Origin of the sequence: Pseudomonas sp. LPH60, assembly GCF_030718165.1 — a bacterium.
Lineage (GTDB): Bacteria > Pseudomonadota > Gammaproteobacteria > Pseudomonadales > Pseudomonadaceae > Aquipseudomonas > Aquipseudomonas danubii.
Genome location: NZ_JAVAJH010000006.1, coordinates 504,453 through 519,553, shown reverse-complemented (window position 1 = coordinate 519,553; position 15,101 = coordinate 504,453). Strand labels below are relative to the sequence as shown.

The window sequence follows — 15,101 nt, the reverse complement described above, 5'->3', positions numbered from 1 at the left end:
TCTGAATGCCGATACCAGCGTGGTCATGCCTCTGCGCCGTAAGGACCAAGCAACCCTTATCACCATCACCTCGCCGACACCGGGGCAAAAGCCCATTGGCAACAAATTTGGCATCAACCTGATGCCTCAAACCGCCAGCAGTGATGACGGAGCCTCGGTAAACCCTGCGCCGGCTGCTCCTGCCGCATCGCGGATGCCGGTTGTGGAAGAGGACTACACGCTGGAAGAGTTTCTGGCTGAGCTGAGGCCCAAGGACAATTGGATGGATGATCTCTAGCGCTGGCTGATCAAGCTGCGCGGAAGACCTGAGTCAAAGGGAGAGGGCTGTTTCGATGCACCGCATAGTGTTGTTGATGGGCTGCCTGTTGTTACTCAGTCACTGGGTTCAAGCCGCTGAACAGCCCCTGAGCTCTGGACGTTGCTTTGCCAGTTCGGCCACGCCCGTGGCGGCTTATACCTCAGCCAGGAAGGCTTCCACCATGACCGTTGAACCTCGATTGTTGTAGAAAGCCGCTTGCGAAGGGGCAGGCTTGTGTAGGCGCTGGCTTGCCAGCGAAGGCGTCCAGCAGGGCGCCGCCAAACTCAAAGGCCTCTTCGCCGGCAAGCCGGCTCCGGGGGAGCAGCCATGAAAAATCGCAGCCTGGGCTGCGATTTTTTTGTGGGCGGCGTTAGCGCCTAGAGTTGATAGTGCTTGAGCTCGCGGGCAATCAGCAGGCGCTGGATCTCGCTGGAACCTTCGTAGATCTGGGTGATCCGCGCATCGCGGTAGTAGCGCTCCACCGGATAGTCCTCCAGATACCCGTAGCCGCCATGGATCTGCATCGCCGAGGAACAGACCTTCTCGGCCATTTCCGAGGCGAACAGCTTGGCCTGGGAGGCTTCGGACAGGCACGGCTGGCCGGCGCTGCGCAGGCGCGCGGCGTGCAGGATCAGCAGGCGTGCAGCATTCAGGCGGGTGTGCATGTCGGCCAGCAGGTTGGCGATGCTCTGGTGCTCGATGATCGGTTTGTCGAACTGCACCCGTTCCCGGGCGTAGGCCAGGGCCGCTTCAAACGCGGCGCGGGCGATGCCCAGGGCCTGGGCGGCGATGCCGATGCGACCGCCTTCGAGGTTGGACAGGGCAATGGCCAGGCCCTTGCCCCGTTCGCCCAGCAGGTTGGCTTCGGGGATGGTGCACTGGTTGAGGGTGACTGCGCAGGTGTCGGAGGCGCGAATACCCATCTTGTGTTCGGTGCGGTCGACGATGAACCCCGGGGTGTCGGTGGGCACCAGGAACGCCGAGAGACCTTTCTTGCCCAGTTCCGGGTCGGTCACTGCAAAGACAATGGCCAGTTGGGCGCGCTTGCCGTTGCTGACGAACTGCTTGGCGCCGTTGATCACCCACTGGCCATCGCGAAGTTCGGCGCGAGTGCGCAGGTTGTGGGCTTCGGAACCGGCCTGGGGCTCGGTCAGGCAGAAGCAGCCGATGGCTTCTCCGCTGGCCAATCGCGGCAGCCACGCGTGCTTCTGTTCCTCGCTGCCGTAGTTGAGGATCGGCCCGCAGCCCACCGAGTTGTGGATGCTCATCAGCGCGCCGGTAGCACCGTCGCCGGCGGAGATTTCCTCCACCGCCAGGGCATAGGCCACGTAGTCCAGGTAGCTGCCGCCCCATTCTTCGGGAACCACCATGCCCAACAGGCCCAGTTCACCCATCTTGCGCACCAGGGCGTCGTCGATCCAGCCGGCCTTTTCCCAGGCCTGGGCATGGGGCGCGATCTCGCCCCGGGCAAAATCCCGGGCCATGTCGCGGATCATCACTTGTTCTTCGGTCAATTCGATGTCGTGCATGAGTTCAGCTCCCGCTGCCGTCGAAACCGCTGAAGAAACTCGCTACCCGTTCAGCCTCAAGGGCTGCCAGGGTCGGCGGATTCCAGAGGGGGGTCTTGTCTTTGTCGATGATCAGGGCGCGTACGCCTTCCATCAGGTCACCCCGCTCGAACCATTGACGGTCCAGGTGCAGCTCCAGGGCGAAGCACTGTTCCAGGCTCAAGTGGCGGCCGTGGCGCAGCATCTGCAAGGTCACGGCCATGGCCAGGGGCGAGCGGATTTCCAGCAAGTCGGCGGTGGTCTTGGCCCACTCGTGGCTATCGGCAATCGTCACGCTGCGTAATTGCTCGACGATGCTGGCCATGTCCGGCAGGGCGAAGAAGTGGTCGATGGCCGGGCGCAAGGCTTGCAGTGGCGCATCAGGCAAGGTCTGTACCGCCAGCTTGGCCAGCAGGCCCTGCAGGTCCTTGAGTGGTGAGTCGCTCCAGTGCAGGCGATCCAGGCGCTGGTCCAGCAGGCTCAGCTTGTCGCTTTCCAGGTGCCAGTCCGCGAGGCCGCAGTACAGGGCATCGGCGGCGCGGATCTGCACGCCGCTGACCCCAAGGTAGATGCCCAGTTCGCCGGGAATCCGTGAGAGGAAGTAGCTGCCGCCCACATCCGGGAAGTAACCGATGGCCACTTCCGGCATCGCCAGGCGGCTGCGCTCGGTGACCACTCGCAGGTCGGCGCCTTGCACCAGGCCCATGCCGCCGCCGAGGACAAAGCCGTCCATCAGGGCCAGCACTGGCTTGCGGTAATGGTGGATGGTCAGGTCCAGGGCGTACTCCTCGACGAAGAAATCCTCGTGCAGGGTATCGCCGCTCTGGTAGCTGTCGTACAGCGAGCGGATGTCGCCGCCGGCGCAGAAAGCCTTTTCACCGGCGCCGCGCAGCACCACCGCGTGAATCAGCGGGTCCTGGGCCCAGGTATCCAGTTGTTGCTGCAAGGTACGCACCATCGACAGGGTGATGGCATTGAGACCGGCGGGGCGGTTGAGGGTCAGGTGACCGATGTGGTTGCGCACCTCGACCAGTACTTCGCCGGGGGTGGCGTCGAGGTCCTGTGTCGCCTGGGATGAAACCTGAGCAGTCATCACTAACTCCCTGCTTTTATTGTTTTTTATATAAGGCTCGCGCGCGAGCATCGACGGATCGTAACAGTGCAATTTTGCCCAGTACAACCCCGAAAACTGCAGGTTGACTGTGCATTTTTGCATGTTGAAAAAGCCGCCCTCAATCTTGCGCCAGCGCTCTGGCCCGCAGCGCCCGTACCGATCCGGCGAATGTCCGCGGCCTAAGGGCACGACGGCGCGAGCGCCGCTACAATGGCGCTCGAATTTTTTTGCCGGCGAGGCACCATGGACATCGATCTGGCCCGCACCTTCCTGGAAATCGTCCGCAGCGGCAGCCTGATCGCCGCCGCCGAACGCCTGCACCTGACCCAGACCGCCATCAGCGCCCGGGTGCAGAACCTGGAAGGCCAGCTCAACTGCAAACTGCTGGTACGCAACCGCGCCGGCGCCCGACCCACCGCCGATGGCGAGGCCTTTATCGCCTATGCCAATCAGCTGGTGCAGACCTGGGAGGCCGCCCAGCGTGACCTGCCGTTGCTGGCGGGCTATCGCAATGTGCTGCACATCGGCGGTGAGTTGAGCCTGTGCAATCCGCTGATGCTCAATTGGGTTAGAGGCCTGCGCCAGGCACTGCCCAACCATGCGGTACGCACCCAGATTGCCGAAGGCGCGAGCCTGCAACGGCAACTGGAGTTGGGCGTACTGGACGCGGCGCTGGTGTTCCAGCCGCTGTATTGCGCGGGATTGCAGGTCGAGCAATTGCTGGAGGAGAAATTGATCCAGGTGCGCCTGGCGGGGCGTCCCGAGCCTTATGTGTACATCGACTGGGGCGATGATTTTCGCCGTCAGCACGACGCCGCATTGCCGGAACAGGCCAAGGCCGCGGTGGGCTTCAACCTTGGGCCCCTGGCGCTGCAGTTCATCCTCGACGCCGGTGGCAGTGGCTATTTCCGCACCCGGGTGGTGCAGAGCTACCTGGACAGCGGTGTGCTGGAACGAGTGGAGAGGGCCCCGGAGTTCAGTTTTCCCACTTACCTGCTGTATGCCCGGGAGCGCGACTCGGCGCAGCTGCAGCAGGCTTTTGCGGTATTGCGCGAGGTGATCGAACAAGACCACGACTGGTCCCAGCGCTGGTCGCCGATGGTTTGAACCAACTGACTTGAGCCTGGCATCGCACTTGAGCGCGCCTGCGCTGGCCAGCCAGTGGCTGCGCCTGGCGCGCAATCGACGATGCCTTTGCAGGAACCGGCTTGCCAGCGAACAGGCCCTTGAAGCGTGCGCCGCTTCTGAAGCTGTCTTGGCTGGCAAGTCAGCACCAGCGAGGGCGAAGGTTAGGGCGCTATCAGGGCCGCGAGGACAGGACCTGGCCAATGCTGCGCCGGCGGGCGTGGGCTTCGCTGGCGTGGATCAGTTGCTCAAGGTCTTCAGGGGTGACGTCGAAGAATTCTTCCATCTCGGCCAGGGCCTGCTTGAGGTCTTCGGCGGTGATCGCCAGGCTGTCGGCGGGGGCCTCCGAGGGCAGCAGCATTGGTGTATCGCTCGGGCCCTTGGGGTAACGAATCCGCGTCAGGTTGTTGTAGGCCAGGGCACTGGCCAACAGGCTGGCCGCCGCGAGCATCACCGGACCCAGTTCCCGCCACTCCAAAGCGACGCTGGCCGGGTCTGCCAGCACCAGGGTCAGGGCCAGGGCGCCGGCCGGGGGATGCAGGCAACGCAACCAGCACATCAGCACCAGGGCCATGCCCGCCGCGAGGCAGGCGCTGCCCAGGGTCCGCCCCAGGACATGAGCCACCAGCAAGGCCACGACCCCGGCGCACAGGTAGCCGCCGAGGATCGACCAGGGCTGGGCCAGGGCCCCGGAAGACACGGCAAACAACAACACCGCCGAGGCCCCCAGCGGACCGATCAGGTGCAGCGCCACCGGCATGCCGAACACCTGGGCGCAGAGCCAGACACTGAACAGGGTGCCCAGGGCCATGCCGATGGCGGCGCGGCTCCATTCCAGGGGGCGGGTATTGATGGCGGCGGGTTTCCAGCGGGCAAACATCGGCAAGAACGGTCCAGGGCTGAACGACGGGCAAAAAGAAGGGCTTGCCTGGATCACCAGAAAGCCCTTGAACGTTCCAACATTTGGGGGAGGAACGGGCACAGTGTGCCGAGCATTGGTGCCGCTGACAAATTCATAATAATGCCGTTTAAGTGCATTTATTTTGCTGTATGACGCACCGGCTTGCCGGCGAAGGGAGCTAAGAGGGCTTGGAGTTGGGGGCGGGTCTTGAGGGCGCTTTCGCTGGCAAGCCAGCTCCATAGCCAGCTGTGGCAGTGCGTTTTTTACAAGGTCAGGCGCATGGCGCAGCGGCGTGATTCGGGCAGACCGTGCTGTGTTTCGTCGGCCAGGACCTGGCGCAGGCGCGGGCTCAGTTGTGCAGGTTGCAGAGTGGCAAAGCCCTGGCGCTGGTAGAAAGGTTCGTTCCACGCCAGTTCGCGGAAGGTGCTGAGGGTCAGGGCCGTGAGCTGCTGTTCCAGGGCGAACTCGCGCGCCGCCTGCAACAGGCGCTTGCCAATGCCTTGGCCCTGGTGGCCAGTGGCAACGGAAATTTCCCACACATGCAGTTCCTGGTCGCAGACCTGGGCAGTGAGAAAGGCGCAGCGGGTGCCGTCCTTTGTCAGCGCAACCCAGACCGGGTGCTGTTGGATGTTTTCTCTATGGCTCTGGGCATCGGCCACCTCGGCGTCGGCCAGCCAGGCCAGTTGCGGATCACTGCGAAACAGTGCCGCAGCCGAGGTTTCAATGGCGGGGAGGAAGGCCGCGTCAGCCACCCGCGCCCGGCGGATCTGGATAGTCATGGGCGCGAGTGTAAGGAGCCGCCAAGGGGTTGCGCAACGCTTTCAGGGTGGCGTGGCAGCGCTCTTGGGCAGGTGCAGCAAGACGAAGTCGTTCTTGTCGAAACGCCCGCTCAGCACCGGAGTCAGCCCGGCCAGGGGCGTGCCTTGCAGGCTGGGCAGGTCGCTCTGATCAAGAATCACCCAGGCCGGGGCCGGCACTTGGGCCAGGGCGGCAGCCTGATCGGTGAACTGTGGCTGCAGGTCTCGATCCAGGTTGACCATGAACTTGATCGCCTTGGCGTCCTTGCCCATGCGGTGCAGGACTAGCGGTGCCGGGTCGGCCTCGATCAGTTGCATGGCGCCGAGGCTGAAGGCGCGAGTGTCATAGAGGCGGTGCTCCACCGGTTCGAAGACCCCGATGTAACAGGCCCAGACCGCCAGCACCGCGCTGTAGGCCAGGCCCACGGCGCGCCACTGGCGCTTGAACAGCAATCCCAGTGACAGCGCTTGCAACAGGCCGAGGATCAGCAGCATGGGCAAGAGGTGGGTGAGCTGTTCAGGGAATTTGCGCCGCAGTACCAGCAGTCCCACCATCAGCAACCCGGGCAGCAGCACCCACAGGCCCTGGATCAGCACCCGCAGCCAGCCCATGACCCGCCCGCGTCCGGCCTGGAACGGATAAGCCGCAACGATCGCCGCCATGGGCAGCATCGGCAGCAGGTAGCGGGCCTTTTTCGCTTGGGGAATCGACAGGCCGATCATCACGATCAGCCCGGCAGCAGTGCACAGACGCAACAGTTTCAGGGCCGGGCCCTGTTCCGCAGGGCGATTGAGCAGCACCGCAACCCAAACCAGGATCGCCAGGGGATAGGCCAGGGCGTAGTTGCCCAGGGAACTGGTGAAGTAGTAGAAGACGTCGCTGGAGCCTTCGCTGCCGTCCATGCGTCCCATGAACTGCATGCGGATCACCTCGTCGACAAAGGCCTGGCCACCGCTGAGCTTGGCCAGCCACAGCAGCAGGCCGACGCAGGCCACCAGCAGCAACAGCGCGCTGAAACCGACGCCGAACAAACGGCGCCATTGACCGCCCAGCAGGTAGTAGCTGCACAGCATGCCGGTGGGAATCACCAGGCCGATGGGGCCGCGAATGGCAAAGCCCAGCACCAGCAAGAGGAAGATCCAGCCCAGGTGCCGACGGGCACCGAAATGGTCGTGGGCATAGCCGAGGTAGAACACCGCCAGGGATACCGCGGCGAGCATCTGGTCCAGGGAGACGGCACGGGTTTCGCTGATAAAGGTATTGCTCAGCAGCAGCAAAGCCACGCTGAGCAGGGCCCAGGTGCGGGAGTAGGGTGCCAGCAGGCGATAGATCAGACTGACGATCAGCGCCGAAGCAATGGCCGTCGGCAGCCAGGCGGTAAAGCTGGTGACCTGCCCGGTGGGCAGGGAAAACAGCCACACCAGCAGGGTCGAGGCACTGGAATAGTCAGCGTAGGGCTGGCCATAGGTGGTAGGGAAGAACCCCGGCCCATGGCGCAGCATCTCATTGGCGAAGAGCACAAAGCGCGAGTCGAAGCCGATGACCGAATCGTGGCCGGCGCCGGCGCAGAACAGCAGCAAGGCCAGCAGCCCCAGCCCCAACGATTGCCAAAGTATTGTGTTCGCAGGGGAACTGGAGTGCGGGTTCATTCAGGCCTCGGTGGACCACTGCTGGTGCGGAATCGGCAGGTTGCGCGATTCACCGCGACCGATCGGGAAGTAGGTGAAACCGTTGCGCGCCAGGCGCTCGGCGTCGTACAGGTTGCGTCCATCGAAGATCACCGGGGCCTTGAGACGCTGCTGGATCAGGTCGAAATCCGGCGCCTTGAACTGCTGCCATTCGGTGCAGATGATCAACGCGTCGGCGCCATGGAGCACCGATTCCGGAGTGCCCATGAGCATCAGGCGCGATTCGTCCGGGTACAGACGCTGGGTTTCCTGCATGGCTTCCGGGTCGAAGGCCCGGACTTCAGCACCGGCCGCGAACAGCGCGTCCAGCAGCACCCGGCTCGGTGCGTCGCGCATGTCGTCGGTGTTGGGCTTGAACGCCAGGCCCCAGAGGGCAAAGGTCTTGCCTTCAAGGTCGCCTTTGTAGAACGCCTTGATGCGTTCGAACAGCTTGTGTTTCTGCCGCTCGTTGATGGCTTCCACCGCTTGCAACAGGTCACTGGAGCAATGGGCTTGCTCGGCGCTGTGGATCAGGGCGCGCATGTCCTTGGGGAAGCAGGAGCCGCCGTAGCCGCAACCGGGGTAGATGAAGTGATAGCCGATCCGCGAGTCGGCGCCGATGCCCAAGCGCACCGATTCGATGTCCGCCCCCAGGTGCTCGGCCAGCTCGGCGATCTGGTTGATGAAGCTGATCTTGGTGGCCAGCATGCAGTTGGCCGCGTACTTGGTCAGCTCGGCGCTGCGCAGGTCCATGAACATGATGCGGTCGTGGTTGCGGTTGAACGGCGCGTAAAGGTTGCGCATCACGTCGCGCACTTCCTCGCGTTCACAGCCGATGATGATCCGGTCCGGACGGCGGCAGTCGGTGACGGCCGAGCCTTCCTTGAGAAATTCCGGGTTGGAAACGATATCGAACTGCAGCGGACGGCCGTCCAGGACCTTCTCTATGTGCGCCTTCAAGGTGTCGCCGGTGCCCACCGGCACCGTGGATTTTTCCACCAGGATCACCGGCTTCTCACGGTGGCGGGCCACTGCGTCGCCTACCGACAGCACATAGCGCAGGTCCGCCGAGCCGTCTTCGCTGGACGGCGTGCCCACGGCAATGAACAGCACCTGGCCGTGTTGCACCGCGAGCTTTTCATCGGTGGTGAAGTGCAGGCGCTTGGCTTCGAGGTTTTCCTTGACCAGGCTGGCCAGCCCCGGCTCGAAGATGCTCACGTAGCCTTGTTGCAGCTGTTTGACCTTTTGCTCGTCGATGTCCATGCAGATGACATCGTGGCCGACTTCAGCCAATACGGCGGCTTGTACGAGGCCGACGTAACCACTTCCAAATACACTGATTTTCATGGGGTATTCCTGGGACTTGTTGCGGGTGCAGATCGAGAGTTGATGGTGATGACCCCAAGGATGACCAGGGCCACCCCGAGGCTTTTGCCAAGCGTGAAGGGTTCGTTGAACAGCGGCAGGCTGGCGGCCAGCAGGTAGACCAGGGCGTAGCTGATGCTGAGCAGCGAATAGGCCCGGCCCAGCGGCAGGTCGCGCAGGGCCAGGAGCCAGCAGAGCATCGACAGGGCGTAGGCACCGATGGCCGTGATCACCACCGCCAGGGCGGCGAGATCGACGTTGCCAATACTCAGCGCCGACAGCCACTGATCCGGGGCGGGCAGGCGGGTCATGCTCCAGCGCATGCCCAACTGGGCGCCGCTGACCAGCGCCACACTGCCCAGGGCGAAGGCAAAACCCTTGACCCGGCTCATGCGTGGCGACTCAACAGCAGCACGCCACCGATGACCAGGGCCACGCCGAGCCAATGGCGGCGGTCGATGGGCTCATGGAAGACGAAGCGGGCGATCAGGGTGATAAACACGAAATTCAGGCTGAGCATCGGGTAGGCCACGCCCACCTCCATGCGTTGCAGCACCAAAAGCCACACCAGCAGGCCCAGGCCGAGGCTGAACAGGGCCAGCCACAGCCAGCCCGAACGCAGTTTTTGCAGGATGCCGGAGGGCTGGTCACGCCAGCTTTCCACGGCGAACTTCTGCGCCACCTGGCCCAGGCAGGTCAGAGCGCAGGCGAGCAACAGCAACAACAGGCTCATGGCTGACTCTGGGGAATGATGAAGATCACGATATTGCCTTGCTCGTAGCGCTTGGCATCCTTGGGCAGCAGCTCGACTTCATGTTCCTCGTCGCTGCTCTTGACCCGCATCACCACGCCGATCGAGCCTTGCTTACGGGCTTGCTCGATCCACGGCTGGACTTGGTTCAGGTCGACCTTGCGCGCCGCAGTGTCCTCGTAGCCCAGGCCGTACTTCACTTCGCCCTGGGTGTTGTAAAGGGTCACGTCGGGGCGACGCAGGCGCCAGGCCAGCGCAGCGGCAGCGCCCAGGTCGTTGCTCAGCAGGGCCTTGGCCTGGCCCAGTTCGGCCACGTGATCGATGATGAACTGGTCGGGAATCTTGTTGTAGACCACCTTGTTCGGCAGCGCCGCCGGGGCCAGGGCCACCAGCAGGAAGCTGCCCAGGGCCGGGGCGGCCCACAGGCTCAAGGGGCGCATGGCCTGCAACAGGTTGCTGATGATCCAGCCCAGCAACAGGATGTACACCAGGACCAGGTGCTGGGGTTCGTCCACATACACCGGCTTCTTCAGCTGGAAGTACACCAGGGCCAGCAGGGCCATCAGGCCGGCCAGCAGGTTGAGCACACCATTGAGGCTGAGGATCCGGGTCGTGCCGGTGGCCAGACGGTCCGTCAGGGTGTGCCCCATCAGCAGGGCCACAGGCAGCAGGCAGGGCAGAATGTAGGCCGGCAGTTTGCCTTTGCTCAGGCTGAAGAAGGCCAGGGGCAGCACCAGCCACAGCAGCAGGAAGCCGCTGCTGTTCAGCCGCCGTTGTTCCCAGGCCTGCTTCAGGCTGGTCGGCAACAGCAGCACCCAAGGCACGCAGAAGCCCACCAGCAACGGCAGGTAATACCACCAGGGCGAGGCGTGCTGCGCGTCTTCACCGGCAAAGCGGCGGATGTGCTCATGCCAGAAGAAGAACCGCCAGTAGTCCGGCTCCTGGGCATGCACCGCCAGGGCCCAGGGCAGGCTGACCAGAATCGCCACCAGCACGCCGATGCCGCCATAGGCCAGCAGCGAGCGCAGGCGCTTCTGCCAGATGGCATAGGGCAGGGCCACCAGCACCGGCAGCAGCCAGGCCAGAAAGCCCTTGGTCATGAAGCCCATGCCGCAGGCCAGGCCCAGCAGCACCCAGGCGCCGATCTGTCCGCGTCGGCTCTGGCAGTCGAAGGTGAACCACAGTGCCACCAGGCTCAGGTTGACCCAGAAGGTGAACTGCGGATCGAGGTTGGCGTAGCCGGCCTGCAGCGCCACCACGCTAAAACTCATGTAGAGCAGGGCGCTGGCCAGGCTCTTGCGCGGGTCGTTCCACAGGCGCCGGGCCAACAGGTAGGCCAGGACCACGCTCAAGCCGGTGCTCAGGGCCGACGCCACGCGCACGCCAAACAGGTTGTCGCCAAACAGCGCCTGGCCGATGGCGATCATCCAGTAGCCGGCCACGGGTTTTTCGAAATAGCGGATGCCCATGAAGTGCGGCGACGCCCATTTGCCGGTCAGGAGCATTTCCTGGCTGATCTGTGCGTAGCGGGTTTCATCGGGAATCCACAGGCCGTGGCTGGCCATGGGCAACAGGTAGAACAGACCGAAAGCGATCAGCAGCAGCGGCAGGGCCCAACGTCTGGTCATGCGCCTTGCACTCCCAGCCAGCCTTCCCGGCCTTGCAGTGCGCCACGCACGACCTTGCCTGCCGGCAGGCTGGCCAGATCCGCCGGGAGCATCTGCCCCAGGGGTTGAAAGTGGATGTCGCGTTGCTTGGCGCTGGCCAGCAACTGGCGGAAATCATTGGCCATGAGAATCCCTTCTACTTCTGCATGCACGGTGTAGACATTGAGGTTGTCCGGACTGAACCGGTCGAGGATGTAGCGGTTGAAATCCTTGGCGGCCACCACCGGCCCGACCACTTCGTCGAAGGTCGGCAGGTCCACCGGAATCTGTGGGGCGCCCAGGCTGCCGTCCGCCAGTCTTGGCCGGAACAGGCTCTGGCCACGGCAGTCGCTGTTGTAGCGAAAGCCGAACTGTTGCTTGGCTTCGATGACGCGTTCATCGGCGCGCCAACCGGCAGACGCCGAGCAGCTCACCGCTTGCCCGAGAATATCGTTGAGGCTGTCGACGCCACGGCGGATCTGTTCGATCAGCTGTGCCTGACTCCAGCGCCCGGTGTTGGCCTGCCAGCCGTGATGATCCCAGGCGTGCAGGCCGACTTCATGACCGGCGGCCAGGGTCTGGCGCATCAAGTGCCCCAGGTCGCGGCCGATGGGTTTGCCCGGCCAGGCCGTGCCGGCCAGGAGAATGTCCCAGCCGTACAGGCCCGCGGCATTGGAGCGCAGCATTTTCCAGAGGAACTGCGGACGGATCAGGCGCCACAGGTGGCGCCCCATGTTGTCCGGCCCGACGCTGAAGAAGAACGTGGCCTTGACCCCGGCTTCCTCCAGCGATTCGAGCAGCCGTGGCACCCCCTCCCGGGTGCCGCGGTAGGTATCGACATCAATGCGCAGACCTGCTTGCATCAGCGAGCTTCTTCTTTGGAACGATCGGCGATTTCCAGCATGGCTTCGCGCAGGAAGAAGTCCAGGGTGTTGCCGATGGTTTGGCTCATCTCCACGGTCGGCTCCCAGTTCAGCAGGCGCTTGGCGTTGGCGATGCTGGGCTTGCGGTGTTCCACGTCCTGGTAGCCGGCACCGTAGAACGCCTTGCTCTCGACGTCGCGGAAACCGGCGAACGGCGGGAAGTTGCTGCGCAGCGGGTGAGCTTCGAACTGACGCAGCAGTTCTTCGCCCAACTGGCGGATGCTGGCTTCGTTGTCCGGGTTGCCGATGTTGATGATCTGGCCGTTGCAGCAGTCGTTGTCGTTGTCGACGATGCGCGCCAGGGCCTCGATGCCGTCGGCGATGTCAGTGAAGCAGCGCTTCTGCTCGCCACCGTCGAACAGACGGATCGGGGTGCCTTCCACCAGGTTGAGGATCAGCTGGGTGATGGCGCGGGAGCTGCCGATACGGGCCGAGTCCAGGCGGTCCAGGCGCGGGCCCATCCAGTTGAACGGACGGAACAGGGTGAAGTTCAGGCCCTTGGCGCCGTAGGCCCAGATCACACGGTCCAGCAACTGCTTGGACACCGAGTAGATCCAGCGCTGCTTGTTGATCGGACCCACGATCAGGTTGGAGCTGTCTTCGTCGAAGTTGTTGTCCTGGCACATGCCATAGACTTCCGAGGTCGATGGGAAGATCACCCGCTTGTTGTACTTGACGCAGTAGCGAACCAACTTGAGGTTCTCTTCGAAGTCCAGCTCGAACACGCGCAGTGGGTTGCGGGTGTATTCGATCGGGGTGGCGATGGCCACCAGCGGCAGGACCACGTCGCACTTCTTGATGTGATATTCGATCCACTCGGAGTGGATGCTGATATCGCCTTCGACGAAGTGGAAGTTCGGATGGCTGCGCAGGCGCTCGATGGCGTCCGAGCCGATGTCCAGGCCGTAGACGTCGTACTTGTCGTCACGCAGCAGGCGCTCGGACAGGTGGTTACCGATAAAACCGTTGACACCGAGGATCAGCACACGGGTGCGGCGTGGCTTGCGGCCGGACTCGGCACCGCGCAGCAGGGAGCCGTCCACCAGACCCAGCTCATTGGCCAGTTGCGGGCCACCCAGGTACAGGCCGTTGGCGTTGCGCTGGCCGGAGGTGATCACCAGGGAGTCTTCGCCACAGGCGATGCGCAGCGGGTCGACGCTGATGACCCGCCCCGGGGCCTGGCCTTCGTTGCCCTTGGCAACTTCGGCGCTCCAGACGATCAGCTTGTGCTCGCCGACGGCGCAGAAGGCGCCCGGGTAAGGCTGGGTCACTGCGCGTACCAGGTTGAACAGCTCTTCGGCGGGGCGCTTCCACTCGATCTTGCCATCGGCTGCGGTACGGCGACCGTAGTAGCTGGCCTTGGATTCGTCCTGGGCGGTCTCGGTGATCTTGCCCTGGGCCAGCGCCGGCAGGGTGTCGCCTAGCAGGCTGGCAGCGGCGTCACGCAGTTTGTGGTGCAGGCTCAGGGCGGTGTCGCTGCGTTCGATGGCCACGCGCTGCTGGGCGATGATGGCCCCGGCGTCGGCACGCTTGAGCATGCGGTGCAGGGTCACGCCGGTCTCGGTTTCGCCCTTGACCAGCACCCAGTTGGCCGGAGCACGGCCGCGGTAGCTCGGCAGCAGCGAGCCGTGCAGGTTGAACGCACCTTTGCGGGCGGTGGCCAGCAGGGGTTCGCTCAGCAGATTGCGGTAGTAGAAGGAGAACAGGTAGTCCGGGTCGAGTTTGCTGATGCGCTCGATCCACAGCGGGTGGTTGGCATCTTCCGGGGCATGCACGGCAATGCCTTTGCGGGCGCACAGCTGGGCGACGGAGCCGTAGAAGGTGTTCTCCTTGGGATCGTCGGCGTGGGTGAACACGGCAGCGATCTCGTAGCCTGCATTGAGCAGGGCTTCGATGCCCGCACAGCCAATATCGTGGTAGGCGAAGACAACAGCTTTATTGCTCATGGCGAAACCTGATCAGTATGAGTGGAAGTTAAACCGTCGACAGTGACAGCCGGGGCGGGGACCGCCGGCTGGCTGCGCAAGACTTTTTCGATGAAGAAGCGCGGGCGGGCCCGCACGTCGCTGTACATGCGTCCCAGGTATTCACCCAAAAGACCCATGCCGATGAACTGGCCACCGGTGAACACGAACAGCACCGCAAACAGCACGAAGGTGCCGTCGCCGGCCCAGGTGGCACCGAAGATCAGCCGCAGGATGATCAGCATCAGGGCAAACAGCGCGCCGACGCCGGCCATGCCGAAACCGATGATGCTCAGCAGCCGCAGGGGGGTGGTGGTCATGCAGGTGATCAGATCGAACATCAGATTGATCAGGCGCATCGGGCTGTACTTGGAGTCGCCGTGCTCGCGCTCGGCGTGCTCTACCAGCACCTCGGTGGTGTGCCGGGCGAAGCTGTTGGCCAGGATCGGGATAAAGGTGCTGCGTTCGGTGCAGGCCAGCATCGCGTCGATGATGGTGCGGCGGTAGGCCCGCAGCATGCAGCCGTAGTCGCTCATGGCCACACCGGTGGAGCGCTGCACCGCGAGGTTGATCAGCTTCGACGGCCAGCGACGGAAGGCCGAGTCCTGGCGGTTGTTGCGCACAGTGCCGACCACGTCGTAGCCGAGCTCGGCCTGGGCCACCAGGCGCGGGATTTCTTCCGGCGGGTTCTGCAGGTCGGCGTCGAGGGTGATGACCACGTCACCGCGGCACTGCGCGAAGCCGGCCATGATCGCCGCGTGCTGACCGTAGTTGCGGTTGAGGATCACCGCCACTACGGGGCTGCCTTCGCGCTCGGCGGCTTGTTGCAGGAGGGTCGCCGACTGGTCGCGGCTGCCGTCGTCCACCAAAACGATTTCAAAGTCGTGCTTGAGCTGGCGGCAGGCCGCTTCGGTGCGGCGCAGCAGCTCCGGCAGGCTCTGTTCTTCGTTGTAGACCGGAATCACGATCGACACGAACTGGATTGGGTAAGGTTTCAAAGGC

Annotated in this window: 13 protein-coding genes and 2 pseudogenes; 3 read left to right on the top strand and 12 right to left on the bottom strand. The window is 63.8% G+C overall.

Annotated features, from left to right (window positions below):
* Both Q8O96_RS23320 and Q8O96_RS23315 read left to right on the top strand, forming a co-directional pair.
* Positions 1 to 277, top strand: a pseudogene (locus Q8O96_RS23320) (DUF2875 domain-containing protein); the annotation flags it as partial.
* 55 nt (positions 278 to 332) lie between these two features.
* A pseudogene (locus Q8O96_RS23315) lies at positions 333 to 497 on the top strand (DUF2875 domain-containing protein); the annotation flags it as partial.
* A 178-nt stretch (positions 498 to 675) separates the two neighbouring features.
* On the opposite strand, the gene Q8O96_RS23310 reads toward Q8O96_RS23315, so the two are convergent.
* Complete coding sequence (locus Q8O96_RS23310) at positions 676 to 1,827, bottom strand: acyl-CoA dehydrogenase family protein (protein WP_110595727.1); 1,152 nt, start codon at positions 1,825 to 1,827, stop codon at positions 676 to 678.
* 4 nt (positions 1,828 to 1,831) lie between these two features.
* Positions 1,832 to 2,938, bottom strand: a complete 1,107-nt coding sequence (locus tag Q8O96_RS23305) for an enoyl-CoA hydratase/isomerase family protein (RefSeq protein WP_102864979.1) — start codon at positions 2,936 to 2,938, stop codon at positions 1,832 to 1,834.
* Between the two features lie 264 nt (positions 2,939 to 3,202).
* Between Q8O96_RS23305 and Q8O96_RS23300 the strand changes: the two genes are divergently transcribed.
* Positions 3,203 to 4,066: a LysR family transcriptional regulator gene (locus Q8O96_RS23300; RefSeq protein ID WP_110595725.1), complete on the top strand. Its 864-nt coding sequence runs from the start codon at positions 3,203 to 3,205 to the stop codon at positions 4,064 to 4,066.
* A gap of 193 nt (positions 4,067 to 4,259) precedes the next feature.
* Here the strand turns inward: Q8O96_RS23300 and Q8O96_RS23295 are convergent, their stop codons facing one another.
* The 10 genes from Q8O96_RS23295 to arnC form a co-directional block, all read right to left on the bottom strand.
* Positions 4,260 to 4,964 carry an HPP family protein gene (locus Q8O96_RS23295; protein WP_207168059.1) on the bottom strand — a complete coding sequence of 235 codons (705 nt, stop codon included), beginning with the start codon at positions 4,962 to 4,964 and terminating at the stop codon, positions 4,260 to 4,262.
* 284 nt (positions 4,965 to 5,248) lie between these two features.
* Positions 5,249 to 5,764, bottom strand: coding sequence for a GNAT family N-acetyltransferase (locus Q8O96_RS23290; protein ID WP_305949493.1), 516 nt, complete (start codon positions 5,762 to 5,764; stop codon positions 5,249 to 5,251).
* A gap of 42 nt (positions 5,765 to 5,806) precedes the next feature.
* The gene (locus Q8O96_RS23285; RefSeq protein WP_305949492.1) at positions 5,807 to 7,432 is read right to left on the bottom strand and encodes a glycosyltransferase family 39 protein; all 1,626 of its coding nucleotides are present in this window, start codon (positions 7,430 to 7,432) and stop codon (positions 5,807 to 5,809) included.
* A complete protein-coding gene (locus Q8O96_RS23280) occupies positions 7,433 to 8,797 on the bottom strand; it encodes a UDP-glucose/GDP-mannose dehydrogenase family protein (RefSeq protein WP_110595722.1) in 1,365 nt (454 codons plus the stop codon).
* Positions 8,794 to 9,207 carry a 4-amino-4-deoxy-L-arabinose-phosphoundecaprenol flippase subunit ArnF gene (arnF, locus tag Q8O96_RS23275; protein WP_305949491.1) on the bottom strand — a complete coding sequence of 138 codons (414 nt, stop codon included), beginning with the start codon at positions 9,205 to 9,207 and terminating at the stop codon, positions 8,794 to 8,796. The genes Q8O96_RS23280 and arnF overlap by 4 nt, the downstream gene beginning before the upstream one ends.
* Positions 9,204 to 9,548, bottom strand: coding sequence for a 4-amino-4-deoxy-L-arabinose-phosphoundecaprenol flippase subunit ArnE (gene arnE, locus Q8O96_RS23270; protein ID WP_102864986.1), 345 nt, complete (start codon positions 9,546 to 9,548; stop codon positions 9,204 to 9,206). Before arnE ends, arnF begins: the two co-directional genes overlap by 4 nt.
* Entirely contained in the window at positions 9,545 to 11,194 is a 1,650-nt protein-coding gene (arnT, locus tag Q8O96_RS23265; RefSeq protein ID WP_305949490.1) for a lipid IV(A) 4-amino-4-deoxy-L-arabinosyltransferase, read from the bottom strand. Before arnT ends, arnE begins: the two co-directional genes overlap by 4 nt.
* Positions 11,191 to 12,075, bottom strand: coding sequence for a 4-deoxy-4-formamido-L-arabinose-phosphoundecaprenol deformylase (gene arnD, locus Q8O96_RS23260; RefSeq protein ID WP_250330299.1), 885 nt, complete (start codon positions 12,073 to 12,075; stop codon positions 11,191 to 11,193). Before arnD ends, arnT begins: the two co-directional genes overlap by 4 nt.
* On the bottom strand, positions 12,075 to 14,081 hold the full coding sequence (gene arnA / locus Q8O96_RS23255; protein WP_305949489.1) for a bifunctional UDP-4-amino-4-deoxy-L-arabinose formyltransferase/UDP-glucuronic acid oxidase ArnA: 2,007 nt from the start codon (positions 14,079 to 14,081) through the stop codon (positions 12,075 to 12,077). The genes arnD and arnA overlap by 1 nt, the downstream gene beginning before the upstream one ends.
* The gene (arnC, locus tag Q8O96_RS23250) at positions 14,078 to 15,097 is read right to left on the bottom strand and encodes an undecaprenyl-phosphate 4-deoxy-4-formamido-L-arabinose transferase (RefSeq protein WP_115580063.1); all 1,020 of its coding nucleotides are present in this window, start codon (positions 15,095 to 15,097) and stop codon (positions 14,078 to 14,080) included. The genes arnA and arnC overlap by 4 nt, the downstream gene beginning before the upstream one ends.
* Positions 15,098 to 15,101 lie beyond the last annotated feature (4 nt).

Bases quoted from the DNA above. Each gene is read 5' to 3' on its own strand.
- Q8O96_RS23310 (WP_110595727.1), bottom strand. From the start codon at position 1,827: ATGCACGACATCGAATTGACCGAAGAACAAGTGATGATCCGCGACATG.
- Q8O96_RS23305 (WP_102864979.1), bottom strand. From the start codon at position 2,938: ATGACTGCTCAGGTTTCATCCCAGGCGACACAGGACCTCGACGCCACC.
- Q8O96_RS23300 (WP_110595725.1), top strand. From the start codon at position 3,203: ATGGACATCGATCTGGCCCGCACCTTCCTGGAAATCGTCCGCAGCGGC.
- Q8O96_RS23295 (WP_207168059.1), bottom strand. From the start codon at position 4,964: ATGTTTGCCCGCTGGAAACCCGCCGCCATCAATACCCGCCCCCTGGAA.
- Q8O96_RS23290 (WP_305949493.1), bottom strand. From the start codon at position 5,764: ATGACTATCCAGATCCGCCGGGCGCGGGTGGCTGACGCGGCCTTCCTC.
- Q8O96_RS23285 (WP_305949492.1), bottom strand. From the start codon at position 7,432: ATGAACCCGCACTCCAGTTCCCCTGCGAACACAATACTTTGGCAATCG.
- Q8O96_RS23280 (WP_110595722.1), bottom strand. From the start codon at position 8,797: ATGAAAATCAGTGTATTTGGAAGTGGTTACGTCGGCCTCGTACAAGCC.
- arnF (WP_305949491.1), bottom strand. From the start codon at position 9,207: ATGAGCCGGGTCAAGGGTTTTGCCTTCGCCCTGGGCAGTGTGGCGCTG.
- arnE (WP_102864986.1), bottom strand. From the start codon at position 9,548: ATGAGCCTGTTGTTGCTGTTGCTCGCCTGCGCTCTGACCTGCCTGGGC.
- arnT (WP_305949490.1), bottom strand. From the start codon at position 11,194: ATGACCAGACGTTGGGCCCTGCCGCTGCTGCTGATCGCTTTCGGTCTG.
- arnD (WP_250330299.1), bottom strand. From the start codon at position 12,075: ATGCAAGCAGGTCTGCGCATTGATGTCGATACCTACCGCGGCACCCGG.
- arnA (WP_305949489.1), bottom strand. From the start codon at position 14,081: ATGAGCAATAAAGCTGTTGTCTTCGCCTACCACGATATTGGCTGTGCG.